Origin of the sequence: Pandoraea sp. E26 (assembly GCF_000681415.1) — a bacterium.
GTDB classification, from domain to species: domain Bacteria; phylum Pseudomonadota; class Gammaproteobacteria; order Burkholderiales; family Burkholderiaceae; genus Pandoraea; species Pandoraea pnomenusa.
The window spans coordinates 25,450-47,780 of the sequence record NZ_AYXJ01000030.1; the positions used below are offsets into that span (position 1 = coordinate 25,450).

General features: G+C 64.8%; 22 protein-coding genes. 13 read left to right on the plus strand and 9 right to left on the minus strand.

Features of this window, described 5'->3' with window-relative positions; translation table 11 throughout:
• The first annotated feature begins 1 nt into the window (after position 1).
• Both W930_RS0118735 and rmuC read left to right on the plus strand, forming a co-directional pair.
• On the plus strand, positions 2–994 hold the full coding sequence (locus tag W930_RS0118735; protein ID WP_023872216.1) for a D-glycerate dehydrogenase: 993 nt from the start codon (positions 2–4) through the stop codon (positions 992–994).
• Between the two features lie 66 nt (positions 995–1,060).
• A complete protein-coding gene (gene rmuC, locus W930_RS0118740) occupies positions 1,061–2,524 on the plus strand; it encodes a DNA recombination protein RmuC (RefSeq protein ID WP_023594396.1) in 1,464 nt (487 codons plus the stop codon).
• Positions 2,525–2,567: 43 nt separating this feature from the next.
• On the opposite strand, the gene W930_RS0118745 is transcribed toward rmuC, so the two are convergent.
• The 7 genes from W930_RS0118745 to W930_RS0118775 form a co-directional block, all read right to left on the minus strand.
• Positions 2,568–3,056: a GNAT family N-acetyltransferase gene (locus W930_RS0118745; protein ID WP_023872214.1), complete on the minus strand. Its 489-nt coding sequence runs from the start codon at positions 3,054–3,056 to the stop codon at positions 2,568–2,570.
• 121 nt (positions 3,057–3,177) lie between these two features.
• A complete protein-coding gene (locus tag W930_RS0118750) occupies positions 3,178–3,480 on the minus strand; it encodes a hypothetical protein (RefSeq protein WP_023872213.1) in 303 nt (100 codons plus the stop codon).
• 110 nt (positions 3,481–3,590) lie between these two features.
• Positions 3,591–4,874: a gephyrin-like molybdotransferase Glp gene (glp, locus tag W930_RS0118755; RefSeq protein WP_023872212.1), complete on the minus strand. Its 1,284-nt coding sequence runs from the start codon at positions 4,872–4,874 to the stop codon at positions 3,591–3,593.
• 98 nt (positions 4,875–4,972) lie between these two features.
• Entirely contained in the window at positions 4,973–5,584 is a 612-nt protein-coding gene (gene mobA, locus W930_RS0118760; protein WP_023594398.1) for a molybdenum cofactor guanylyltransferase MobA, read from the minus strand.
• A 23-nt stretch (positions 5,585–5,607) separates the two neighbouring features.
• On the minus strand, positions 5,608–6,372 hold the full coding sequence (locus W930_RS29290; RefSeq protein WP_023594399.1) for a hypothetical protein: 765 nt from the start codon (positions 6,370–6,372) through the stop codon (positions 5,608–5,610).
• A 160-nt stretch (positions 6,373–6,532) separates the two neighbouring features.
• Positions 6,533–7,660, minus strand: a complete 1,128-nt coding sequence (gene moaA / locus W930_RS0118770) for a GTP 3',8-cyclase MoaA (protein WP_023594400.1) — start codon at positions 7,658–7,660, stop codon at positions 6,533–6,535.
• Between the two features lie 329 nt (positions 7,661–7,989).
• Entirely contained in the window at positions 7,990–11,349 is a 3,360-nt protein-coding gene (locus tag W930_RS0118775; protein ID WP_023872211.1) for an Rne/Rng family ribonuclease, read from the minus strand.
• 619 nt (positions 11,350–11,968) lie between these two features.
• On the opposite strand from W930_RS0118775, the gene W930_RS0118780 reads away from it, so the two are divergent.
• From W930_RS0118780 to W930_RS0118795, 4 genes are all read left to right on the plus strand, one after another.
• Positions 11,969–12,973 (plus strand): RluA family pseudouridine synthase, encoded by a 1,005-nt coding sequence (locus tag W930_RS0118780; protein ID WP_023872210.1) that lies wholly within the window; start codon positions 11,969–11,971, stop codon positions 12,971–12,973.
• The gene (locus W930_RS0118785) at positions 12,960–13,622 is read left to right on the plus strand and encodes an HAD family hydrolase (protein ID WP_023594403.1); all 663 of its coding nucleotides are present in this window, start codon (positions 12,960–12,962) and stop codon (positions 13,620–13,622) included. Before W930_RS0118780 ends, W930_RS0118785 begins: the two co-directional genes overlap by 14 nt.
• Before the next feature lie 5 nt (positions 13,623–13,627).
• Positions 13,628–14,119, plus strand: a complete 492-nt coding sequence (locus tag W930_RS28125; RefSeq protein ID WP_024788602.1) for a Rieske 2Fe-2S domain-containing protein — start codon at positions 13,628–13,630, stop codon at positions 14,117–14,119.
• Positions 14,120–14,190: 71 nt separating this feature from the next.
• Complete coding sequence (locus W930_RS0118795) at positions 14,191–15,243, plus strand: S49 family peptidase (RefSeq protein ID WP_023594405.1); 1,053 nt, start codon at positions 14,191–14,193, stop codon at positions 15,241–15,243.
• 100 nt (positions 15,244–15,343) lie between these two features.
• On the opposite strand, the gene W930_RS0118800 is transcribed toward W930_RS0118795, so the two are convergent.
• Entirely contained in the window at positions 15,344–16,060 is a 717-nt protein-coding gene (locus tag W930_RS0118800; RefSeq protein WP_023872208.1) for an SAM-dependent methyltransferase, read from the minus strand.
• Positions 16,057–16,683, minus strand: a complete 627-nt coding sequence (locus W930_RS0118805) for a Maf-like protein (RefSeq protein ID WP_023594407.1) — start codon at positions 16,681–16,683, stop codon at positions 16,057–16,059. The genes W930_RS0118800 and W930_RS0118805 overlap by 4 nt, the downstream gene beginning before the upstream one ends.
• Before the next feature lie 178 nt (positions 16,684–16,861).
• On the opposite strand from W930_RS0118805, the gene W930_RS0118810 reads away from it, so the two are divergent.
• From W930_RS0118810 to acpP, 7 genes are all read left to right on the plus strand, one after another.
• On the plus strand, positions 16,862–17,464 hold the full coding sequence (locus W930_RS0118810) for a DUF177 domain-containing protein (RefSeq protein WP_023594408.1): 603 nt from the start codon (positions 16,862–16,864) through the stop codon (positions 17,462–17,464).
• A 128-nt stretch (positions 17,465–17,592) separates the two neighbouring features.
• Complete coding sequence (gene rpmF, locus W930_RS0118815; RefSeq protein WP_023594409.1) at positions 17,593–17,772, plus strand: 50S ribosomal protein L32; 180 nt, start codon at positions 17,593–17,595, stop codon at positions 17,770–17,772.
• 118 nt (positions 17,773–17,890) lie between these two features.
• The gene (plsX, locus tag W930_RS28130) at positions 17,891–18,943 is read left to right on the plus strand and encodes a phosphate acyltransferase PlsX (RefSeq protein ID WP_023594410.1); all 1,053 of its coding nucleotides are present in this window, start codon (positions 17,891–17,893) and stop codon (positions 18,941–18,943) included.
• A gap of 37 nt (positions 18,944–18,980) precedes the next feature.
• Positions 18,981–19,970: a beta-ketoacyl-ACP synthase III gene (locus W930_RS0118825; RefSeq protein WP_023594411.1), complete on the plus strand. Its 990-nt coding sequence runs from the start codon at positions 18,981–18,983 to the stop codon at positions 19,968–19,970.
• 148 nt (positions 19,971–20,118) lie between these two features.
• Positions 20,119–21,048 (plus strand): ACP S-malonyltransferase, encoded by a 930-nt coding sequence (gene fabD / locus W930_RS0118830; RefSeq protein WP_023594412.1) that lies wholly within the window; start codon positions 20,119–20,121, stop codon positions 21,046–21,048.
• 23 nt (positions 21,049–21,071) lie between these two features.
• A complete protein-coding gene (gene fabG / locus W930_RS0118835; protein WP_023594413.1) occupies positions 21,072–21,824 on the plus strand; it encodes a 3-oxoacyl-ACP reductase FabG in 753 nt (250 codons plus the stop codon).
• Between the two features lie 136 nt (positions 21,825–21,960).
• Positions 21,961–22,200, plus strand: a complete 240-nt coding sequence (gene acpP / locus W930_RS0118840; RefSeq protein ID WP_023594414.1) for an acyl carrier protein — start codon at positions 21,961–21,963, stop codon at positions 22,198–22,200.
• Positions 22,201–22,331: the final 131 nt, after the last annotated feature.

Sequence of the window (22,331 nt, forward strand, 5' to 3'; positions counted from 1 at the left end):
CCTGGTGAAACCGAAGATCCTGGTAGCCCGAGCTATTTTTCCCGACGTGATCGAGCGTCTGGCGCAGTATTTCGATGTGGAGCGCAACGACGCCGACACCGTGTTTTCGAGCGACGAACTGCGCGCGCGCCTGGCCGACAAGGCCGGTGCGATCACCACGGCGAGCGAGCGCATCGACGCGTCGGTGCTGGCCGGTGCGCCGCAGTTGCGCGTGGTGGCGAACATGGCGGTGGGCTATAACAACTTCGATATCGATGCGATGACCGCTGCCGGCGTCATGGCGACGAACACGCCCGACGTGCTCAACGAGACGACCGCGGACTTCGGCTGGGCATTGCTGATGGCGACCGCGCGCCGCGTGACGGAGTCGGAGCGCTGGCTTCGCGAAGGGCACTGGGACAAGTGGGCATATGACATGTTCCTGGGGGCCGACATTCATGGCAGCACGCTGGGCATCATCGGCATGGGACGCATCGGGCAGGCGATCGCCCGTCGCGCCATGGGCTTCAACATGCGTGTCGTGTATCACAATCGATCGCGTCTCGACGCGGCGACGGAAGCTGCCTGCAAGGCGAGCTATCTCGACAAGGACGCGCTGCTGCGCACGGCCGATCACGTGATTCTGGTGTTGCCGTATTCGGCGGCAACGCATCATACGATCGGTGCCACGGAGCTGGCCATGATGAAGCCGACGGCGACGCTGGTGAACCTGGCTCGCGGCGGTATCGTCGACGACGCGGCGCTTGCCGCCGCGCTCGCGAAGCGGCAGATTGCGTCGGCCGGGCTCGACGTCTTCGAGGGTGAGCCGAAGGTGCATCCCGCGTTGCTGCAGGTGCCCAACGTCGTGCTGACGCCGCATATCGCCAGCGCGTCCGCGGCGACACGTCGCGGCATGGCAAGTCTGGCGGCCGACAATCTGATCGCTGCGCTCGGTTTCGGTGCCGCCGCGGGCAAGCCGCCGTGCCTGCTCAATCCGGACGCCCGCAAGGCGTAATCGCGCCGGGCATGCCCGACGCCTCTATGGGGCAGGACAGGAAGGTTCAACAGGAGTCGCAACGCGATGGTGGAGATGGTGTTGGTGGCGCTGGCAGCGCTGAATCTGTTGGCGATGATCGCGATCGCGGTGAAGGTCTGGCAGCGCGGTGGCGACGCGTCGCTTCGTGCAACGCTCGTCGATTCGCTCGCGAATGTGCGTGACGATTTGTTGCAGGCGGCAGATCGCAGCGAGCGCGGCTTGCGTCAGGAGTTCGCGGAAACGGCCCGCGCCGGGCGCGGTGAACAGAGCGCCCAAATGGCACAGTTCCAGCAGACGCTCGCCGCACAGATGACGAGCGTGGCCACGGTGCAGAACAATCAGATCGACGGCTTCGCCCAGCAGTTGGCGAAGCTCACCGAATCGAATGCGGCCCAGATCGAAGCGGTGCGGCAAAGTCTTGTGCTCAGCGGACAACAGATGCGCGAGGAGCAGGCGTCAACGCTGCGTCGGTTCGGTGAGGCGCAGCATCAGCAGTTGACGCAACTGGCGGAGGGCAACGAGCGGCGGCTGGCCGAGGTGCGCGCCACGCTCGAACAAAAGCTCAAGGACATCGAGGTCAACAACGCGGCGAAGCTCGAGGAAATGCGCCGCACCGTCGACGAGAAGCTGCACGCAACGCTCGAGCAGCGGCTCGGTGAATCGTTCAAGCTCGTCTCCGACCGTCTGGAGCAGGTGCACCGCGGACTTGGCGAAATGCAGACGCTCGCGGCCGGGGTCGGCGACCTCAAGCGCGTGCTGACCAATGTGAAGACGCGAGGCATTTGGGGGGAAGTGCAGTTGCAGGCGCTGCTCGAACAGTTGCTCACGCCCGATCAATTCGCAAAGAACGTCGCGACCCGTCCGGGAAGCGCTGAACGCGTGGAGTTCGCCATCGCATTGCCAGGCCAGAACGGCGACAGCAGCACGCCGGTCTGGCTGCCCATCGATGCCAAGTTCCCGCGCGAGGACTACGAGCGTTTGCTCGATGCACAGGAGCGCGCCGACCCGGTCGCGGTCGAAGAGGCGTCGAAGGCGCTCGAGACACGCATCCGCCTCGAAGCGAAAACCATTGCGGAGAAGTACCTCGCACCACCGCATACCACCGACTTCGCGTTGCTGTTCCTGCCCACGGAGGGGCTGTACGCGGAGGTGCTGCGGCGGCCGGGGCTCTCGGATCTCCTTCAGCGGGAATATCGCGTGACCGTGGCCGGCCCGACGACGCTGACCGCGTTGCTCAACAGCTTGCAGATGGGGTTCCGCACGCTCGCGATCGAGCGTCGCTCCAGCGAAGTGTGGCAGGTGCTGGGCGCCGTGAAGACGGAATTCACCAAGTTCGGCGACGTGCTCGCCAAGACCAAGTCGCAACTCGAGACCGTCACCCGCTCCATCGACAAGGCCGAGGTTCGTACGCGCGCGATGGCGCGTCAGCTCAAGGCGGTGGAGGCGTTGCCGGGCGAGCAGGCTGTCGAAGTGCTCGGCGTAGAACTCGATACCGACGAGGACGCCTGAGCCGCCCGATCCGCCCGATCCGCCCGGTTCACCCGGCGGGGCCTCAGGCGTTGCCGCCCCCGGCGAAGCGTTCGAGCGCTTCGCCCGTCATGCGCACCACCCGCCAGTCGGGCAGCACGGTCGCCCCTTGCGAAGCATAGAAGTCGATGGCCGGCTGATTCCAGTCGAGTACCGTCCACTCGAAGCGGGCACAGTTGCGTTCGACGGCAATCCGGGCCAGTGCGCGCAACAGGGCCTGTCCAACGCCTTTGCCACGCATCGACGGCTGGACATAGACGTCCTCGAGATACAGACCGCGTCGTCCGAGGAACGTGGAGAAGTTGTGGAAGTACAGCGCGTAGCCGACCACCTGGCCGTCCCATTGCGCGATCAGGCACTCCGCCGCGGGCGCGTTGCCGAATAGCGCTTCATGCACGCTTTCGGGCGTCGCTTCGAATATATCCAGCAGCTTTTCAAAGACAGCCAGTTCTCGCATCAGGCCATGAATGGCGCCGACGTCGTCGGCCGTGGCAGCACGCAGGGTAAGGGACATGGGGCAGGGGCAAATGAGGAAATGCAGGAATGGGGAATGCGCACGTGCGCACGGAGATGGACGGCAGGCGGCCTCGGCGATCCGGTTGTCGATCGAACGCCGTCGGCCGCCGTTGCGGGCGTCAGTACTCGTCTTCGGGTGCGTCGCTCAAGGCGATCTCGATGCCGCCGAAGCGCTCCGCGACCCAGTTATAGGCGTGGCAGGCGATCCAGAGCAGCACGAAGCCCACGATGGCGTTGAGCACCAGCGCGGAAATGAAGGCCAGGCCAGGCAGTTCGCCATAGCGCAGGAATGCCGCCAGGAAGGCGAGCAGCACCAGCGGAATACTGAACGTGAGATAGACCAGCACCAGCGCCTTGGCCGTCTGGCCCGGGCTGATGTACGTGATCTGCTTTTTCGTTGTCGTTGTCGTTGTCGTGGTCATTGACGTGTGCTTTCTGTGTTGCCGTCATCGTCGAAGCGCCGACGCCGGCGATTTGTCGTTATTTCGTTGCTTCGCTTTGGAAAAAATCCGAGGGTCGTTCGTCTTTCGCGTCACACCAGTCCGTCAAACGCGATGACGTCGACCGGTTCGCCGGCCTTGACGTCGCCGCGCGCAGTCCCCAACGTGACGAAGCAGTTGGCTTCGCTCATCGTGCGCAGGATGCCGGCGCTTTGCGCATCGGCCACGGTGACCTGCCAGCGCCCGTGATCGTCGGGCGCGAGCACGCCGCGCAGGAATTCGGTGCGCCCGGGACGCTTCGCGATGGCCGTGGCCGACGGCACCGGCAGGCTCGGCGTAATTTGCGGCTCGGCGCCCATCAATGCGAACAGGCCGTCGCGGACCAGGTGGTAAAACGAAGCCATCACGGCCGCCGGATTGCCCGGCAGCCCGAACAACAAGGCGCGGTGACCTTCACTCTCGAGTTCGCCGAACGCAAACGGTCGGCCCGGACGCATCGCCATCTTCCAGAACACGACGTTGCCCAGGCGCGCCATCATCTCGCGCGTGAAATCGGCCTCGCCAACGGACACGCCGCCCGAGGTGATAACGGCATCGGCATCGCGGCACGCGTTGCGCAAGGTGTCTTCAATGGCTTGCGGATCGTCGCGCACCACGCCGAGGTCGAGCACCTCGACGCCCAAACGCGTCAGCATGCCAAAAAGGGTGTAACGGTTGCTGTCGTACAGATTGCCCGGCGCCAGCGGCTCGCCCACCGAGCGAAGTTCGTCGCCGGTCGAGAAGAACGCCACGCGAATGCGGCGGCGCACCGGCACCTCGGCCACGCCAAGCGAGGCCAGCAGCCCGAGCGCGGCCGGACGCAGGCGCTTGCCCGCATGCAGCGCAGGGTGACCGGCCGCCAGATCCTCGCCGACGTGGCGCACGTGACGGCCGGGTGTGACGGCATTCGCGGCGAAGGTGACGATTTCCGTGTCGCCTTCGCGCTGCACCTGCTCCTGAGGGATGACCGTGTCGCAGCCTGTCGGCAGCAAGGCGCCGGTCATGATGCGTATGCAGTCGCCAGCGCCTACGTCACCCTCGAACGGATGGCCGGCGAACGAGCGGCCCGCCACGCGCAGGCGCACGTTGCCGCCTGCGGCAAGGGCGCGACTGTGAAAGGCGTAGCCGTCCATCGCGGCGTTCTCGAACGCGGGGACGTCGAGCGGGGAAATCACGTCGCGGCCGAGTACCCGGCCCAACGCGCTGCGAACGGCAACCTGCTCGATGGCGGACACGGGACACGCGGTGCGCGCGATGATGGCGCGCGCCAATTCGACCGTCATGTGGTTGGGGTCGTAGTCCGGCAAGCCGGCCAGGGCTTCGTCTAGTGTTGTCATCGGTGTGGCGTCGTCATCCGGCTCGCTTTCGGCTTGAGTCCGGCATGAATCCCGTAAAAGCGGTGGCGACGGAACGGGCTGCGTCGGAACCCGGAGCGTCAGGGCGCGCGCGGCGTATCGGTGTGGAGGTCGTCCAGCGTGTTGACATTGTAAAACGGACGCTCGTCGCCGAAGTGAACTTGTACGGCCTTGTGGCGCGCCAGCCACGCCCGGACCCGATGCTCGCCCGCCATGAGCGTCGCGGCAAGGTCGTCGGCCAGCGATCGGTGCAAAAGCGCGAATACTGGATGCGGGCCGTGTGCCGTTGCGGCATAGGCGGCCAACGGCGGCGTGGTGTCGCCCGTGTCGATCAGCGCGGCCGCCAGCCGCGTGGCCAGGTCCTCCGGCAAATAGGGGGTGTCGCACGGCACGGTGAGGACATAGTCCGTACGTGCGGCACGCAAACCCGCCAGCATGCCAGCGAGCGGGCCGGCGAAATCCTGGGTCTCATCGCTGACCACCGGGGCACCGAGCGCCGCATAGGCGTCGCCATTCCGGTTGGCGCTGATGATCAGCGCCGAGACCTGGGGGCGCAAGCGTTCGATGACATGTGCGGCGAGTGGACGTCCGGCAAAAGGCTGCAACCCTTTGTCGCGTCCGCCCATGCGCTGACCGCGCCCGCCCGCGAGCACCAGGCCGGTGATGGCGTGACGGGAGAGGGCGGGGGGCATGAGCGGTGGCTTCCCGAACGGCGTCAGGAGCGGTTCAGCGCGATGACGCGGCCGTTGGCGTCGAACCAGACGGCACCGTCGCCGAGCATCACGCCCTGATCGCGCGCGAACATGAGGCGCGGCACCGCGGCACCGATCGTGCGAACGTAACCGTCAGTGAAAATCTCGTTGTAGCGCGCCAGCAGTGACTTCGGGTTGCGAAGGATCAATGTCTTGCCGCGCAGCGAGACGTGCAGCGGATATCGGATGGATTGGGCGACCACATCGCGACGATCGTCGAGCACGCCTTTGCGGAACTGCGTGGCGGCGCGGTTGACGGTCTCGTCGTCGCTCACGCCGGCCGCACCGTACAGGTGGTCGATCTTGCCGGTCTGGATGCTGGAAAGTGCCAGCTCGAACGGCACCGAGCGGCCGCTGCGCAGATCCTTCCACTGACCGGAGATGACTTCGCAACTCGACGACGCACCGCGCTGACGGTCGATATCGCCGTTGGCGGCGAACGCGCCCTCGAAGGTGCCGCGCGGCATGCCGCCGGCGTCGAACTCGGTCAGGTGCACGCGGGTCTTGTTCTCGATCTTGCCGGTCAGATGCGTGTCGCTTTGCGACGACGCGTTGGCGTAGCGACCTTCGAGCTTGCCACCCGACGACGGACGCAGCACGAGGCGCAGCGGATTGCGATCGCCGAGTTGACCGCTGTAAGTCATCAGCCGGTTCGCGACGTCGCGCCCGGCGGGGTCACAATCGGCACGCGCGGTGACAGGCGAGAGCACAACGAAGGACAGTGCCATTGCGCTCGCACTGGCGGCAATGAGACGACGGGTGCGACGAGTAATGGTCAGAGAGTCTCGGACACCACTACCGTCCGGGGCAACAGGGATCATGAGTTGAGAAAAAGAATTCGGTGAGTCGAAAGCGTGCCGACGAACGGACGGGCGATGCCCGTCGCGCTCATCCGCCGATGTAGGACATCTCCACTTTCGGTGGGGCGCCTTCGGGCAGGCCGGTGGCCGCCGTGCGCAGGGCGGAATACCGGTCGGTGCGTGCGTGCCAGATGTCGCCGATGACGGTCGAGATTTGTGCGTCGCTCGCGCCATTGCGCAGCAGCGAGCGCAGATCGTGACCGGCGCTCGCGAACAGGCACAGGTACAGCTTGCCTTCCGTAGACAACCGCGCCCGCGAACAAGTGCCGCAAAAGGCGCGCGTGACGGAGGAAATGACGCCGACTTCGCCACCGCCGTCACGGTAACGCCAGCGCTGTGCCGTTTCCCCGGGATAGTTGGGCTCGAGCGGCTCGACCGGCAATGCGTCGTTGATTCGCGCGATGACGTCGGCCGACGGCAGCACTTCGTCCATGCGCCAGCCGTTCGACGTGCCGACGTCCATATATTCAATGAAACGCAGGACCACGCCGCTGCCATGGAAATGGCGCGCCATGGGCACGATATCGGCGTCGTTCGTGCCGCGCTTGACCACCATGTTCACCTTCACCGGACCGAGGCCGACGTGTTGCGCCTCGGCAATTCCTTCGAGCACCTTGGCGACCGGGAAGTCGACGTCGTTCATCCGGCGGAAGATCGTGTCGTCGAGGCTGTCCAGGCTGACGGTCACGCGCGTCAGGCCGGCGTCCTTGAGCGACTGCGCTCGCCGCGCCAGCAGCGAACCGTTGGTGGTGAGCGTGATATCCACCGGCTTGCCCGACGGGGTGCGCAGCCGGGCCAGCATCTCGATCAGGCGTTCAATGTGCTTTCGCAGCAGCGGCTCCCCGCCCGTGAGCCGCAGCTTTTCCACGCCGTGCTCGATGAACAGGCGTGCCGCGCGCTCGATCTCTTCGAACGAGAGCAGCGACGATTGCGGCAGGAAGGCGTAGTCCTTGTCGAACACGTCCTTCGGCATGCAATACACGCAGCGGAAGTTGCAACGATCGGTCACCGAGATCCGCAGGTCGTGCAGCGGCCGCGCCAGCGCATCTTCGAGATGGCCGGTCGCGGCACGCACTTGTGCGGGCAACTGCGGCGAATGCGTCGTATAACGCGCATCGCTTCGCAAATCGGTGAGTCGGATGATCGTTTCGGTCATGGCGGGGTCTTGGCTTGCGTCTCCATTCTAACGAATTGGCCTGTCGGGCGCCGAAGACGCCGAAAAGTGCCCGCAGCGGGCATCGCGGACATCGGATATCGGTACCGGGACATGCGTTGCAAGACGTCAAACCCGCATGCCGGCACACGATACGGACAGGTGGAGACGGAGACAAGTCGGGACAATGCGGGGTTGCGGCGAGAGGGCGTGCGCCACCATCAACAAAAAAAGGAGGCCGAAGCCTCCTTTTCTGGCGTCACGCGTGGGGTGGTGGGGCGTGTCGCTCGACGTCCGGACGGCATCACCGCCCGAGCGTCATGCGATCGGCCTCAGACCACGTGATGCGACGTGCCGCGCGTTTCCACTTGCTCCATCGGGCCGCTATTGAGCGGTGTCGGCGCGCGGCGCTCACGCTGCACGTGCGGGGCCGGGACGACCTGCGCCGCGGCTTCCTGCGCCGCACGGTGCTTGTCGGCGTCCGTATGCACCCAGACGAGGCCCACGCTCGCAAGCGTGGATTCCAGCTCGCTGTGCTTGAGCGTCGGTGCCGCGGCCACCGGAGCGGCGCGTTGTGTGACGACTTCGGTCGCGGCGGCGGCCGCTTCCGGTGCTGCCGACACGGCCTGAACCGTTGCGGCCGCGGCGGGCGCTTCCACGGCTTCCACCACCTTGTCGGTTTCGACCACCTTGGCGGCGTGGGCAGCTTGGGGCGCCTCCGTCTCGACCTGGGCCTGCACGGGTTCCGCCGCGCTTCCGGCGACCTCTGCCACTTCCGTGGCCGGACTGGCCGACGGGGCGCTGGCGGTCGCCGCGGTCGCCGCGATTTCCGTCAAGGCCTGTGCGGGGACTTCGGCTTGGGCCGGCGCCGGCGTCACCACGGGCAGCGGCGCGCTGACCGGCGGTACGACCGGCGCGGTGGCAACCTGCTCGACCGGCAGCGGCGTCACGTTCACCGGTGCGACCGGCTCCGAGATCACCGGCGCCTGCACTGCGGGCACGGCCACCGGCGCGGCTTCGGTCAGCGTTGCAACCGGGGCTGCCGGGGCTGCCGGGACTTCAGCGCGCTCGGCGTGGGCCGGGGCGGGCGTCGGTTCGGTACGGGGTGCCATCGCGGCGGGGGCGACCGGAGCTTGCTCGGCGCGCTCCAGCGCTTCGCCAGCCGCGTTTTCCACGCCTTCGTGCGTCGGCAGCGGGGTGCTTGCGGCGGCGCTTTCCACGGTTTCGGACGTTGCGCCCTCTGCGTGCTCGCCGTCGGCGCTCAGTTGCTGCTCGCCGGCTTCGCGCTCGCGGCGGCCGCCACGGCGACCACGGCGACGGCTGCGGCGGCGTTCTTCACCCGCTTGCTCGCCTTCCTCGGTGGTGACCGGCGCGCCTTCGACCTGTGCGGTCAGGTGATCCTGTTCGAGCGCGTCCTGATCGGCGACGACCGGCGCTGCTGCTGCGGCGACGACGGCGCGTTGCGGTGCGACCTGCTGGTCTTCCGCACCTTCGGTTTGGCGGCGCTCGCGGCGCTCGTTGCGGTCGCGGCGGCTACCGCGCTCACGGCCTTCGCGCGGCTCGCGGGCCTCATCGGCGCGGACGTCCTGAGCCGGCTGACGTTGAGCGTCGTCGCGCTCACGCTTGTCACGGCCCTCCTGACGATCACCACGCTCGCCACGTTCCGCGCGCTCGTTACGTTCGTTGCGCTCATTGCGGTCGGCGCGCTCGCCACGCTCCGGACGGGTGCCACGACCCTCGCCACGACCCTCGCCACGACCCTCGCGAGCTTCACGTCCTTCGCGACCCTCACGTGCCGGCTGGCCGGCGTTGTCCTTGCCTGCCTTGTCGTCGCGAGCGTTGCCACGGCGGTTTCGGTTCTGTTGATGCGGGCGCTCATGGCGCTCGCGCGGTGCACGGGCTGCCGGCTTGGCCGGCGCTTCAGCCGCGGCCGGTGCGGGTGCCGCGGCGGGCTCGAGGCCCAGCAGGCGCTTCACAAAACCGATGAAACCACCGCTGCGGGCGGGAGCGGCGGCGGGCGTAGCCGCAGCAACCGGCTCCGGACGCGGCTGTGCCGTCGGTGCCGGTTGCTCGGGCGTAATGCCCTTGACGGCGGCTTCCTGACGCGGGCGCACGTCTTCCTTCTTCTTGCTGTAGCCGGCCGGATCGTCTTCCAGCGAACGGGCCGCTTCCTCGGCGAGCGAGTAGCTGGCCTTCGGGGCGTCCAGACGCGGATCGTCGAAGCGCAGGCGTTCGAGCTTGTAGTGCGGCGTTTCGAGATGCTTGTTCGGGATCAGCAGCACGCCGACCTTGAAGCGTGCTTCGATCTTGTTGATTTCCTGACGCTTTTCATTGAGCAGGAATGCGGCGACCTCGACCGGCACCTGGCAGTGGATGGCTGCCGTGTGCTCTTTCATCGCTTCTTCCTGGATGATGCGCAGGACCTGAAGCGCCGACGATTCGGCGTCGCGGATATGGCCGGTGCCGTTGCAGCGCGGGCAGGTCACGTGCGTGCCTTCGGACAGCGACGGACGCAGGCGCTGGCGCGAGAGCTCCATCAGGCCGAAACGCGAGATCTTGCCCATCTGGACGCGCGCGCGGTCGTGCTTGAGCGCATCCTTCACACGTTGTTCGACTTCACGCTGGCTCTTGGCCGACTCCATGTCGATGAAGTCGATCACGATCAGGCCGCCAAGATCGCGCAGGCGCAACTGGCGCGCGACTTCGTCGGCCGCTTCCAGATTGGTGCGCAGGGCCGTTTCCTCGATGTCGGCGCCCTTGGTGGCTCGCGCAGAGTTCACGTCGATCGAAACCAGGGCTTCGGTGTGGTCGATCACGATGGCGCCGCCCGAGGGCAACGGCACCTGACGCGAGTATGCCGTCTCGATCTGATGTTCGATCTGGAAGCGCGAGAACAGCGGCACGTCGTCGCGGTACTGTTTCACGCGATTGAGGTGATCGGGCATGACCACCTGCATGAAATTGCGCGCCTGTTCGGAGATTTCTTCGGTATCGATGAGGATTTCACCGATGTCCGGCTGGAAGTAGTCGCGGATGGCGCGGATGACCAGGCTCGATTCGAGATAGATCAGCGCCGAGTCGCGCGGCAGCTCGATATTCTTGGCGGCGCCTTCGATGGCGTTCCAGAGTTGCAGCAGGTAGTTCAGATCCCACTGCAGTTCTTCGGCCGAGCGGCCGATGCCTGCGGTGCGGGCGATGATGCTCATGCCTTCCGGCAACTCGAGCTGGCCCATCGTCTCGCGCAGTTCCTGACGGTCTTCGCCCTCGATGCGGCGCGATACGCCACCGCCGCGCGGGTTGTTCGGCATCAGCACGAGGTAGCGGCCGGCCAGCGAGATGAACGTGGTCAGGGCTGCGCCCTTGTTGCCGCGCTCTTCCTTTTCGACCTGAACGATGAGCTCCTGACCTTCGGAGAGGGCGTCCTGAATGCGCGCATTGCGCACATCGGCACCGTCGCGGAAGTATGCGCGAGCCACTTCCTTGAACGGAAGGAAGCCGTGGCGACCTTCGCCGTAGTTGACGAAGCAGGCTTCGAGGGAGGGTTCGATACGGGTGATGATGCCCTTGTAGATATTGCCTTTACGCTGTTCGCGTCCGGCCGTCTCGATATCGATGTCGATGAGTTTCTGCCCATCGACGATTGCCACGCGCAGTTCTTCCTGCTGCGTGGCGTTGAACAACATGCGTTTCATGAAAACGACTCCCACCCGCCGCAGATGCCAATGTGCAGTGCGTCGGGCACGTATCACTCGAGTTATCCAACACGCGAGGTTCGAGCCGGGAGTGGAAGAATTGCCGGGGGGTCCGGGCGATGAGGCCGACGGACGCTATGGCGCCAGGAATACGTTTTCGCGCTCACCCGGATCCGCCCAGGCACCGGAAAATTCCGGCCCGGCGCGAGTCACTTCGGGCTTGCAGTCCATACCAAGAGAAACTGGACGAGAAACTTCATCAACGTTTTCTCGGGGCGCCTGCCGACACTTATTCTTCTTGTGACGGCGCCTCACTTCGACTATTGCGCGAACGATATTCACAAAGCGATCAGCCCTGACAATGGAGCCCGGTCTGATCGCCAAAAAATTCTATAACCACCAACTCTATCCGCGTCCCGCGCGCTGCGACCGAAGCGGCCTATGGGCCCACTTCCTGCCGACGCTGCGTGACGTGCGTGCGCTCGCTGCTCCAGGTTCACCGAACGAGCAGCCGGTCCGGGGTGCAAGTAAAATACCGTTTTGGGGTATGCACCGACAGACGTGGGGATTTGGCATGATTCCCGCTACCACCACCCCTGTTGGGCAAATTATATTCATAATGAATGAGTTAGGCAAAAGTCGGCAGAAAATGGTTTCGCCGGCGTCCGCACCGCAGGTCCGCCTCGTCGAAGTCGACGACGGCTCGGCCGGGCAGCGTATCGATAATTTCCTCTTGCGCGAGTGCAAAGGAGTCCCGAAAAGCCACGTCTACCGCATCCTGCGTAGCGGGGAAGTCCGCGTCAACAAGGGGCGGGTAGACGCCGCCTATCGACTCGTCCTTGGCGATATCGTGCGGATTCCGCCGGTCAGGGTCGCCACGCCGGTCGCCGACGCGGCCGTCCACGTACCGGCCGCCACGTTTCCCGTGTTGTTCGAAGACGACTACCTGCTGGCAATCGACAAGCCCGCCGGCGTGGCCGTTCACGGCGGCAGCGGCGTCTCGTTCGGCGTGATCGAGCAACTGCGTCGTGCCCTGCCGCATCTGAAATTCCTCGAGTTGGTGCATCGTCTGGATCGCGAGACATCCGGCATTCTGCTGCTGGCGAAAAAGCGCGCGGCACTGGTCGGCATGCACGAGCAGATCCGCCACAACCGGATGGACAAGCGTTATCTGGCGTGCGTGACCGGCGAATGGCGCGATCGGCAACGTGCGGTCAAGGCACCGCTATATAAATATGTGACGGCGGAAGGGGAGCGTCGTGTCCGGGTGCAGGAAGATGGCCAGGCGTCCCATACGGTATTTCGGATGATGGAATCCCTGCCGCCATACACGTTGCTCGAAGCGGAACTGAAAACGGGACGCACCCATCAGATTCGCGTTCACCTCGCGCATTGCGGCACGCCCATTGTCGGGGACGACAAATATGGCGACTTCACGCTGAACAAGACGCTGGCGCGCCCGGGGAGCCGGCCCGGCATCAAGCGGATGTTTTTGCATGCATGGCGATTGAAATTCACCCATCCGGTGCTTGACACGCCGATTGCACTGGAAGCCGCGTTGCCGCCAGAATGTGAGCAATTCCTGAATCAACTTCGAGGCGCTTCCGCCGATGCCAAGCTCTGAATTCGACCTGGTCGTGTTCGACTGGGATGGGACGTTGATGGACTCAACGCCCACCATTACCCGCTGCATCCAGGCCGCCTGCCGCGATCTGGGGTTGCCCGTACCGTCCGACGAGGTGGCCAACCATGTGATTGGCCTCGGCTTGCGCGATGCGCTCCAGATGGCGGTGCCGTCACTCGATCCCGCGCATTACCCGCGTCTGTCCGAGCGCTATCGCTTTCATTATTTGATAGGTGACAAGGAGACCGTGTTGTTCACGGGTGTTCGCGAACTGCTCGAGGAACTGCGTTCGCGGGGACGCTTTCTGGCGGTGGCGACGGGCAAATCGCGTGTGGGGCTCAATCGCGCGCTCGAATCGGCCGGTCTGATGCGCATGTTCGATGCAACCCGTTGTGCCGACGAGACATTTTCGAAGCCGCACCCGGCCATGCTGCAGGAACTCACGCGCGAGCTCGGTCAGGACCTGCGTCGCACGGTCATGATCGGCGATACCACGCACGATCTGCAGATGGCGCGCAGCGCCGGCACGGCGGGCGTGGCGGTGGCCTATGGTGGTGCACATCCGCGCGAACAACTGGTGGCGCTCGAACCGGCGTACTGTGCCGGCAGCGTGACCGAGTTGCGCGATTGGCTGTTGGAGCGCGTGTGACGGACCTGCCGCCGCCCGCGGGGCCACTGCCGATCTGTCGAGGTGACGCGCTCGAGGACGGCGGGCGCGGTGTGCGCTTCGAGGTGTGCGTCGCCGGCCGCCGCACACCGGCGTTCGTGATTCGCTACGAAGGGCGCGTTTATGGTTATCTCAACCAGTGCGCGCACGTCCCCATGGAGCTGGACTGGTCGGAAGGCCAGTTTTTCGAGACGTCCGGCTTATACTTGATGTGCGCGACGCATGGCGCCGTGTACGAGCCCGACACCGGACACTGCGTGGGTGGCCCGTGTCAGGGTGGGGCGTTGCACCCCGTGCGCGTCGAAGAGCGGCGGGCAGACGCGGAATGCCCGAGCGGCGCGAACAGCGCACCGACCGCACCCGACACCTCTGGCGCGTCTGATGCATCGACTGCCGCGGGCGTCGCCGCGCCGTCCGGGACGACCGTCGTCTGGTGGCCCGATGCCTATATCGAGGCGCCCGACACCGCGCTGAACTGATCGCGCGGGAAGCGGGAATCGGGGACGCCTTGCCACTTTCATCTATTTCTCCCACGCTCTCTGGATAACGTATGGCCGACACTTTGCCGCCCGACTCATCCCGCTCCGAACCCGGCTTTGCCGCGCCGGGTGCCCGCCCGGCCGCCGGAGCTGGCGGCACTGGCCGCGACCCCCAGGAAGTGAAGCCGTGGGAGCGCGAGATGCTGGAAAAGGTGCTGATGGCCGGTATCCGCGAGCAGCGCGCCGCTCGCAGGTGGAAGATTTTCTTCCGGCTGCTGGTGCTCGCGATCGTCGCCTTGGTTGTCTGGTCGATCTCCGACTTTGACGGCGGTTCGACGACCGTTGGCGCGACATCCGGCAAGCACACCGCGCTCGTCACGCTCAGTGGCGAAATTGCGCCCGACTCGCAGGCGAGCGCGCAGAAGATCAATTCGGCGCTGGAGTCCGCCTTCGAGGACAGCTCGGCCGCCGGCGTGATCCTGCGCATCAACAGCCCGGGTGGCAGCCCGGTGCAGGCTGGCATGATCTACGACGACATCGCGCGTTTGCGGGCGAAATATCCGAAGAAGCCGCTTTATGTCGTCGTCGAGGAAATCTGCGCCTCGGGCGGGTATTACGTCGCGGCGGCGGCCGACAAGATCTACGTCGACAAGGCGAGCATCGTCGGCTCCATCGGCGTGTTGATGGACGGCTTCGGTTTTACCGGTCTGATGGACAAGCTCGGTATCGAGCGGCGTTTGCTGACCGCCGGCCGCAACAAGGGATTTCTTGACCCGTTCTCGCCGCAAACCGACCAGCAGAAGACGTATGCGCTCGATATGCTCGAGCAAGTCCATCAGCAGTTCATCGGGGCGGTCAAGAAAGGGCGCGGCAACCGCCTGAAAGACGATCCGGACCTGTTCAGCGGCCTGTTCTGGACCGGGCAGCGCTCGATCGAGCTGGGGCTCGCCGACGGACTGGGCACGGTCGATTCGGTCGCGCGCGACGTGCTCAAGGCGCCGGATCTCGTCGACTACACCGTCAAGGAGAATCTGCCTGAGCGTGTGGCGCGTCGCTTCGGCGCGGCGGTCGGCGCGGCGGCGATGAAGACGATGATGATGGGCTCTGCGTTGTCGATGAAGTAATCCGTCCGTACGCAAAGAGCACAAAACCCCACGGAGATTCCGATTTCCGTGGGGTTTTTCGTTGCTGTCGCGAATGCCGGGATTTTCGACCTTTCGGAGGTTACTGGCTGAGGAACAGGAAAATCGCGGGACGTTTGTGGAGCTCGACGCTCGCCTGAGGCCAGCCCTTGACCTGGTGCGTCACGATCTGCTCGGCCTCTTGCGTGACATCGACCGCAACGCAGAGCAGGGTGGACGCGTCGCAATGCTGCAGCAGGGCGTCGAGCATGGCCTTGTTGCGGTAGGGCGTCTCGATGAAGACCTGCGTTTGCTTTTCCTTGCGCGAACGTTGCTCGAGTTCGCGCAGCCGCCTGGCGCGCTCGCCGGCGTCGGTCGGCAGGTAACCGTGGAAGGCGAAACTCTGGCCGTTCAGGCCGCTGGCCATCAGCGCCAGAAGAATCGAGCTCGGGCCGACGAATGGCACGACGCGCACGCCTTTTTCATGGGCGCGTCGAACCAGCAATGCGCCCGGGTCGGCGACGGCCGGGCATCCGGCTTCGGATACGAGGCCGCCGTTCGCGCCGGCGAGAATGGGGGCGAGAAGGGCATCGACGGCAGCGGCCGGCGTGTTGACATTCAGTTCGCGGATATCGATTTCCTGGATCGGTGTGCTCACCCCCACCAGCTTCAGGAATGCGCGCGTGCTCTTGGCCTGTTCGCCGACGAAGTACTTCAGATGTGCCGTGACCGCTCGCACTTCTTCCGGGAGTACCGCCGGCAGGCCACCGCGCGTGTTGGTCCCGAGTGTGTTGGGAATCAGATACAGCGTGCCGCTCATGCCGCGCTCCCCGCAAGGGCTGGGGCTGCGCCCGGGAGCGCGATTCCCGCGCGCATGAGCATCGACGTCAGCGCAATGAGTGGCAGGCCGATCAGCGCGGTCGGGTCGTCATTCTCGATCGACTCGAGCAGCATGATGCCGAGTCCCTCGGACTTGGCGCTGCCGGCGCAATCGTAGGGGGTCTCCGCGTGGAGATACGCGGCCAGCACGGTGTCAGGCAGGTCGCGGAACTTCACCCGTGTCACGACGTCTGTGGCCTGGGTCTCGCCGTTGCGTGCGTCATAGACGCAAAGGGCGGAGTGGAATTCGACCATCTTGCCGCGCATGTCACGTAGCTGTGCCATGGCGTTCTCGAAGTTGCCGGGTTTGCCGATCTGGCGGCCTTCGAAGGTGGCGACCTGGTCCGAGCCGATGATGACGGCGCCGGGGCGCCGCGCGGCCACGGCGACGGCCTTCTCGCGGGCCAGGCGCAGCGACGTATCGCGCGGCGTTTCGCCCGGGGCGGGCGTTTCGTCGATGTCCGGGACGTCGACCGAGAACGGCAGGCGCAGGCGCTCGAGCAGTTCACGGCGATAGCGCGATCCGGAGGCCAGGATCAGCGGTGGATGGGGCTGTGCGGTCATCGGGTTTAAGTGTTTGACGAGAAACGAAAAACTATTTAGAATTCACGGCTTTTGCAATCTGGCGCTCGGTCCCGCCAGCCCGCGCGATCCCTGTTCGAATGCCTGGAAGTGGTGTCGAATCAAGGCGCTGCGAGTGGTACGGGGCATGAAAGACGCGTTCGGATGCGCCAGGGCAAGGATGAGCGTGATGAGCGAATACATCGTCGATCTGTTCGAATTCGCGCGTACCGGCCGGGTGGCGGAAGGTGACGTGCAACTTGCGGCATTGCCGCGCATGGTAACCGAAGTGCCTGCCGAAGTCTCGGCGTCCGGGCGTGCGCAGGGCGTTTTCCACTGGCGCGCCGAAGGCGTCGAGAAGCCGGTGTTGCGGGCGGATGGCAAGCCCACGGTGGCGCAGTTTCTGACGCTGTCGGTCAGCGGACCGATGTGGCTCGAATGCCAGCGCTGCCTGACGCCGTACCAGGAGCTGCTCGACTCGGAGACGACCTTCGAGATCGTGCGCGACGAAGCGGCCGCGGAAGCGCGCCCCCTCGATGAAGACGAACTCGAGGCGCTGGTCGGCTCCCGGCATTTCGATCTGCGCGAGCTGATCGAGGAAGAATTGCTGTTGGCTTTGCCAATCGTGCCGAAGCATGAGGTTTGTCCGACTGTGCACGAAAGCCTGGCCACGGGCGACGACGGGTTGGCGGAGCCGCCGCCCCCGCCCGAAGAAGAGGATAAGCCGTCTCCGTTCGCGGCGCTGGCAGCGCTCAAGCGCTCGCCGGACAAGGACGGAAAGTAATGTGCGGCCGGGTTTCCGGCTCACCAAAGTACATGTTTGCGTTAGTCGCACAGGTCGGGCCGACAGGCCGACACCGTAGGGCGGCGCTCGAACTGTGTTAAAATTTCGCGATATTTTGAGGAGTTATCATGGCCGTTCAACAGAACAAGAAGTCGCCGTCGAAGCGCGGCATGCACCGTTCGCACGATTTCCTGACCGCACCGTCGACCGCCGTCGAGCCGACGTCGGGTGAGACGCACCTGCGTCACCACATCTCGCCGAACGGTTTCTACCGTGGTCGTAAGGTCATCAAGACCAAGAACGACTAACTCGGCCCTCCAGGCGATACGCGCCCATCATGGCGCTGTTTGATCGTTTGATGTGGCAAAAGCGGCACTCATCCTGCCGCTTTTTTTGTTACCTGTACCGCAAGCCAATCACGTCGACATGACAGTCACCCTGACGATCGATTGTATGGGCGGAGATCACGGCCCATCGGTGACGGTGCCGGCCGCGGTTCGCTTCGTGCAATCCACCGACGATGTCGAACTTGTGCTGGTCGGACAGCAGGAGATCATCAACGCGCAGCTCGCGAAGCTGCGCGTGACGGATCACCCACGCCTGTCCGTGGTCAATGCGACCGAAGTCGTCGCCATGGACGACTCCGTCGAGACCGCCCTGCGCAGGAAGAAAGACTCCTCGATGCGCGTGGCGCTCAATCTGGTCAAGGAAGCGCGCGCGCAGGCTTGCGTGTCCGCCGGCAATACCGGTGCGCTGATGGCCGTCTCGCGCTACGTGCTCAAGACCTTGCCCGGGATCGAGCGGCCCGCGATCGCCACGGTGTTGCCGAACCAGAAGGGCGGCTACACCACGATGCTCGATCTGGGCGCCAACGTGGATTGCGAGCCGACGCACTTGCTGCAATTCGCCGAAATGGGCCATGCGCTCGTCGCGGCCGTCGACGGCAAGGACCGCCCGTCGATCGGTTTGCTCAACATCGGCGAGGAAGTCATCAAGGGCAACGACGTCATCAAGCAGGCCGGCGAGCTGCTGCGTGGCTCCACGCTGAATTTCTACGGCAACGTGGAAGGCAACGACATCTATCGCGGCACGACGGACATCGTGGTGTGCGACGGGTTCGTGGGCAACGTTGCACTCAAGACCTCCGAAGGCCTGGCCCAGATGCTCGGCGACATGATCCGCGAGGAATTCACCCGCACGTGGTGGACCAAGGTGATCGCTGTCGTTGCGCTGCCGATTCTTACCCGCTTCAAGAACCGCGTCGATCATCGCCGTTACAACGGTGCGGCGTTGCTCGGATTGCGTGCGCTCGTCATCAAGAGTCACGGTTCCGCCGATGCCTACTCGTTTGAATGGGCTATCAAACGCGGCTATGATGCAGTTCGCAATGGCGTGCTCGACCGTTTGTCGCACGCCATGCAAGAGAACCAGACCCAGCTCCAGGACAACAAGCCGGTGAGCGCCATTCCGGCGCTTTGAAGCCGGCGGCTCCCCCGGCGCGCTAATCGATCATAAGATGACCCAGTCCGCGATTTATTCCCGTGTCGTCGGTACCGGCAGCTACCTGCCGGCACGACGCGTGACCAATCAGCAGTTGGCCGACGAGCTTGCGGCCCGCGGCGTCGAGACGAGCGACGAGTGGATCGTCGCGCGTACCGGTATCAAGGCCCGCCATTTCGCCGCGCCCGACCAGACGACCAGCGACATGGCGGTGGAGGCGGCAAAGCACGCACTCGACATGGCCGGACTCAGCCCCGATCAGATCGACCTGATCATGGTGGCTACGTCGACGCCCGACTTCGTGTTCCCGAGCACTGCATGTCTCGTGCAGAGCAAGCTTGGCGTGACCAACGGCTGCGCGGCATTCGACATCCAGGCGGTATGCTCGGGTTTCGCTTACGCGATGGCCACGGCCGACAACTTCATCCGCTCCGGTACGTATCGGAACGCGCTGGTGATCGGCGCCGAGGCGTTTTCCCGAATCCTCGATTTCAATGACCGCACGACGTGCGTGCTGTTCGGCGATGGTGCGGGTGCCGTGGTGCTTCAGGCATCGAGCGAGCCGGGCATCCTGTCGAGCGCGCTGCACGCGGACGGTAGCCATTCGAACATCCTGTGCGTGCCGGGCAACGTGAACGCCGGTGCCGTGCAGGGCGCGGCATTCCTTCACATGGACGGCCAGGCGGTGTTCAAGCTTGCCGTCAAGGTACTGGACAAAGTGGCCCACGAGGCCCTCGAAAAGGCCGGGATGGCGCCGTCGGCGCTCGACTGGCTGATTCCGCACCAGGCCAACCTGCGCATCATGTCGAGCACGGCACGCAAGCTGGGCCTGCCGGACGAGAAGATGGTCGTGACCGTCGACCAGCATGGCAACACATCTGCCGCTTCGATTCCGTTGGCCCTCGACGTGGCCGTGCGCGATGGGCGCATCAAGCCGGGCCAGAACGTCATGATCGAAGGCGTTGGCGGTGGCTTCACGTGGGGCGCGGTACTGTTCCGCATGTAATTGCCCCGGCGCTGCGGCGCGGTGACCGACGCGGGCGCACGGAAGTGCGCGCCAGGTGTGATCGTGCCGCTTCCTGTCTCGTCGTCTTCATTTTGGCGCACGACAGGACGCTGCCTTATTTCTGAATCTGACTGCAAAACCAGGCGCTATGACATTCGCTTTCGTTTTCCCGGGACAAGGGTCCCAATCGGTGGGCATGCTCGATGCATTCGCGGATAACGCGGTCGTGCGCGAGACCGTTGCCGAAGCCTCGGATGCCCTCGGACTGGATATGGCCAAACTGATCGCCGCCGGTCCCGCCGAGGAACTCAACCTCACCACCAACACCCAGCCGGTCATGCTCACCGCCGCTTACGCGATGTACCGCGCATGGCTGGCCGAGGGCGGCGCCACGCCGGCATTCGTCGCAGGCCATAGCCTGGGTGAGTATTCGGCACTGGTCGCTGCGGGCGTGATCGCGTTCAAGGACGCCGTGCCGCTCGTTCGCTTCCGTGCGCAAGCCATGCAGGAAGCGGTGCCGGTCGGCCAGGGTGGCATGGCCGCCATTCTTGGCCTCGACGATGACACGGTGCGTCAGGTCTGCGCCGAGGCGTCGGCCGCTGGCGTGGTCGAAGCCGTCAACTTCAACGCGCCGGCGCAAGTCGTGATCGCGGGTGCCAAGGCGGGCGTGGAGAAGGCTTGCGAGCTGGCCAAGGCCGCCGGTGCCAAGCGCGCGCTGGTGCTGCCGGTCTCCGCGCCGTTCCATTCGTCGCTGCTCAAGCCGGCGTCGGACCGCCTGCGCGAATATCTGGCAAACGTGACGTTCAATGCGCCGCAAATCCCGCTGGTCAATAATGTCGACGTTGCGGTCGAGACGGACGTGGCCCGCATCAAGGACGCCTTGGTGCGCCAGGCCGCAGCACCCGTGCGGTGGGTCGAGTCGGTGAAATGGCTCGCATCGCAAGGCGTGACGCAAGTGATCGAGTGCGGCCCGGGCAAGGTGCTGACCGGTCTGACCAAGCGTATCGACGGCAATCTCACGGGGTTGGCGATCACGGACCCGGCGTCGCTCGCCGACGTGCGCGCCCAACTCTCGTAAGCAACAGGCAGGGAAATTCTCTCATGAGCAAGCAACTCGACAACCACGTGGCACTGGTGACCGGTGCCTCGCGCGGCATCGGTCGCGCGATCGCCCTGGAACTGGCCCGTCAGGGAGCCACGGTCATCGGCACCGCCACGAGCGAAGCCGGCGCGCAAGGCATCGACGCCTACTTCGCCGAAGCCGGTCTGGCCGGCGGCAAGGGCATCGTCCTGAATGTGACCGATGCCGACGGTGTTTCCGCCGCCCTCGACGACATCCTGAAGCAGTACGGCAAACTCGACATCCTCGTCAATAACGCCGGCATCACGCGAGATAATCTCGCCATGCGGATGAAGGACGACGAGTGGGACGACGTCATCGACACCAATCTCAAGGCGATCTTCCGTTTGTCGCGCGCGGTGATCAAGCCGATGATGAAGGCGCGTAACGGCCGCATCATCAACGTGACGTCGGTGGTGGGTTCGGCCGGCAACCCCGGACAGGCGAACTACGCTGCCGCCAAGGCCGGCGTGGCCGGCATGGCGCGTTCCTTGGCCGCGGAGATTGGTAGCCGGAACATCACCGTCAACTGCGTCGCGCCGGGATTCATCGATACCGACATGACGAAGGCGTTGCCCGAAGCCCAGCAGGAAGCGCTCAAGGCGCGTATTCCGCTGGGGCGCCTCGGTGCGCCCGAGGATATTGCCAATGCCGTCGCGTTTCTCGCGTCGCCGCAAGCCGGCTACATCACCGGCACGACGCTCCACGTGAACGGCGGCATGTTCATGAGTTGAATGAAAATCGCGCAATTTACTGGAGAAATCGATTAATTTGCGCGACGTTGAACATTATTTGGCGCAGGCTAACTTTGCTTGGCAAACCTGTTAAAATGCGCGCACTTGTCTGAACTAACTACCCCGGAGGGTTTGCATGGCTAACTTTGAAGAACGCGTCAAGAAGATCGTCGCGGAACAACTTGGCGTGGCGGAAGCCGACGTCAAGAACGATTCGAACTTTGTGACCGATCTTGGCGCCGATTCGCTCGACACGGTTGAGCTGGTGATGGCCCTCGAAGAAGAATTCGAAACGGAAATTCCGGACGAAGAAGCCGAGAAGATCACCACCGTGCAACAGGCTATCGATTACGTGACGGCTAACTCGGCCAAGTAATCATCATGGTTCGCCTGGCTGGCCGGGGTGCCGACCGGTTCCTGGCGCCAGGCATGCCTGTGAGCCGCAGGGAGCGCGGGGTCGAACCCTGCTGCCTCTGTGGCTTTTGTTTTGTATGACCCAGCAGAAGA

What these genes read in the sequence shown, in the direction of transcription:
- rmuC (WP_023594396.1), top strand. Translation starts at nt 1,061, where the DNA reads ATGGTGGAGATGGTGTTGGTGGCGCTGGCAGCGCTGAATCTGTTGGCG.
- W930_RS0118745 (WP_023872214.1), bottom strand. Translation starts at nt 3,056, where the DNA reads ATGTCCCTTACCCTGCGTGCTGCCACGGCCGACGACGTCGGCGCCATT.
- W930_RS0118750 (WP_023872213.1), bottom strand. Translation starts at nt 3,480, where the DNA reads ATGACCACGACAACGACAACGACAACGAAAAAGCAGATCACGTACATC.
- glp (WP_023872212.1), bottom strand. Translation starts at nt 4,874, where the DNA reads ATGACAACACTAGACGAAGCCCTGGCCGGCTTGCCGGACTACGACCCC.
- mobA (WP_023594398.1), bottom strand. Translation starts at nt 5,584, where the DNA reads ATGCCCCCCGCCCTCTCCCGTCACGCCATCACCGGCCTGGTGCTCGCG.
- W930_RS29290 (WP_023594399.1), bottom strand. Translation starts at nt 6,372, where the DNA reads ATGGCACTGTCCTTCGTTGTGCTCTCGCCTGTCACCGCGCGTGCCGAT.
- moaA (WP_023594400.1), bottom strand. Translation starts at nt 7,660, where the DNA reads ATGACCGAAACGATCATCCGACTCACCGATTTGCGAAGCGATGCGCGT.
- W930_RS0118775 (WP_023872211.1), bottom strand. Translation starts at nt 11,349, where the DNA reads ATGAAACGCATGTTGTTCAACGCCACGCAGCAGGAAGAACTGCGCGTG.
- W930_RS0118780 (WP_023872210.1), top strand. Translation starts at nt 11,969, where the DNA reads ATGAATGAGTTAGGCAAAAGTCGGCAGAAAATGGTTTCGCCGGCGTCC.
- W930_RS0118785 (WP_023594403.1), top strand. Translation starts at nt 12,960, where the DNA reads ATGCCAAGCTCTGAATTCGACCTGGTCGTGTTCGACTGGGATGGGACG.
- W930_RS0118795 (WP_023594405.1), top strand. Translation starts at nt 14,191, where the DNA reads ATGGCCGACACTTTGCCGCCCGACTCATCCCGCTCCGAACCCGGCTTT.
- W930_RS0118800 (WP_023872208.1), bottom strand. Translation starts at nt 16,060, where the DNA reads ATGAGCGGCACGCTGTATCTGATTCCCAACACACTCGGGACCAACACG.
- W930_RS0118805 (WP_023594407.1), bottom strand. Translation starts at nt 16,683, where the DNA reads ATGACCGCACAGCCCCATCCACCGCTGATCCTGGCCTCCGGATCGCGC.
- W930_RS0118810 (WP_023594408.1), top strand. Translation starts at nt 16,862, where the DNA reads ATGAGCGTGATGAGCGAATACATCGTCGATCTGTTCGAATTCGCGCGT.
- rpmF (WP_023594409.1), top strand. Translation starts at nt 17,593, where the DNA reads ATGGCCGTTCAACAGAACAAGAAGTCGCCGTCGAAGCGCGGCATGCAC.
- plsX (WP_023594410.1), top strand. Translation starts at nt 17,891, where the DNA reads ATGACAGTCACCCTGACGATCGATTGTATGGGCGGAGATCACGGCCCA.
- W930_RS0118825 (WP_023594411.1), top strand. Translation starts at nt 18,981, where the DNA reads ATGACCCAGTCCGCGATTTATTCCCGTGTCGTCGGTACCGGCAGCTAC.
- fabD (WP_023594412.1), top strand. Translation starts at nt 20,119, where the DNA reads ATGACATTCGCTTTCGTTTTCCCGGGACAAGGGTCCCAATCGGTGGGC.
- fabG (WP_023594413.1), top strand. Translation starts at nt 21,072, where the DNA reads ATGAGCAAGCAACTCGACAACCACGTGGCACTGGTGACCGGTGCCTCG.
- acpP (WP_023594414.1), top strand. Translation starts at nt 21,961, where the DNA reads ATGGCTAACTTTGAAGAACGCGTCAAGAAGATCGTCGCGGAACAACTT.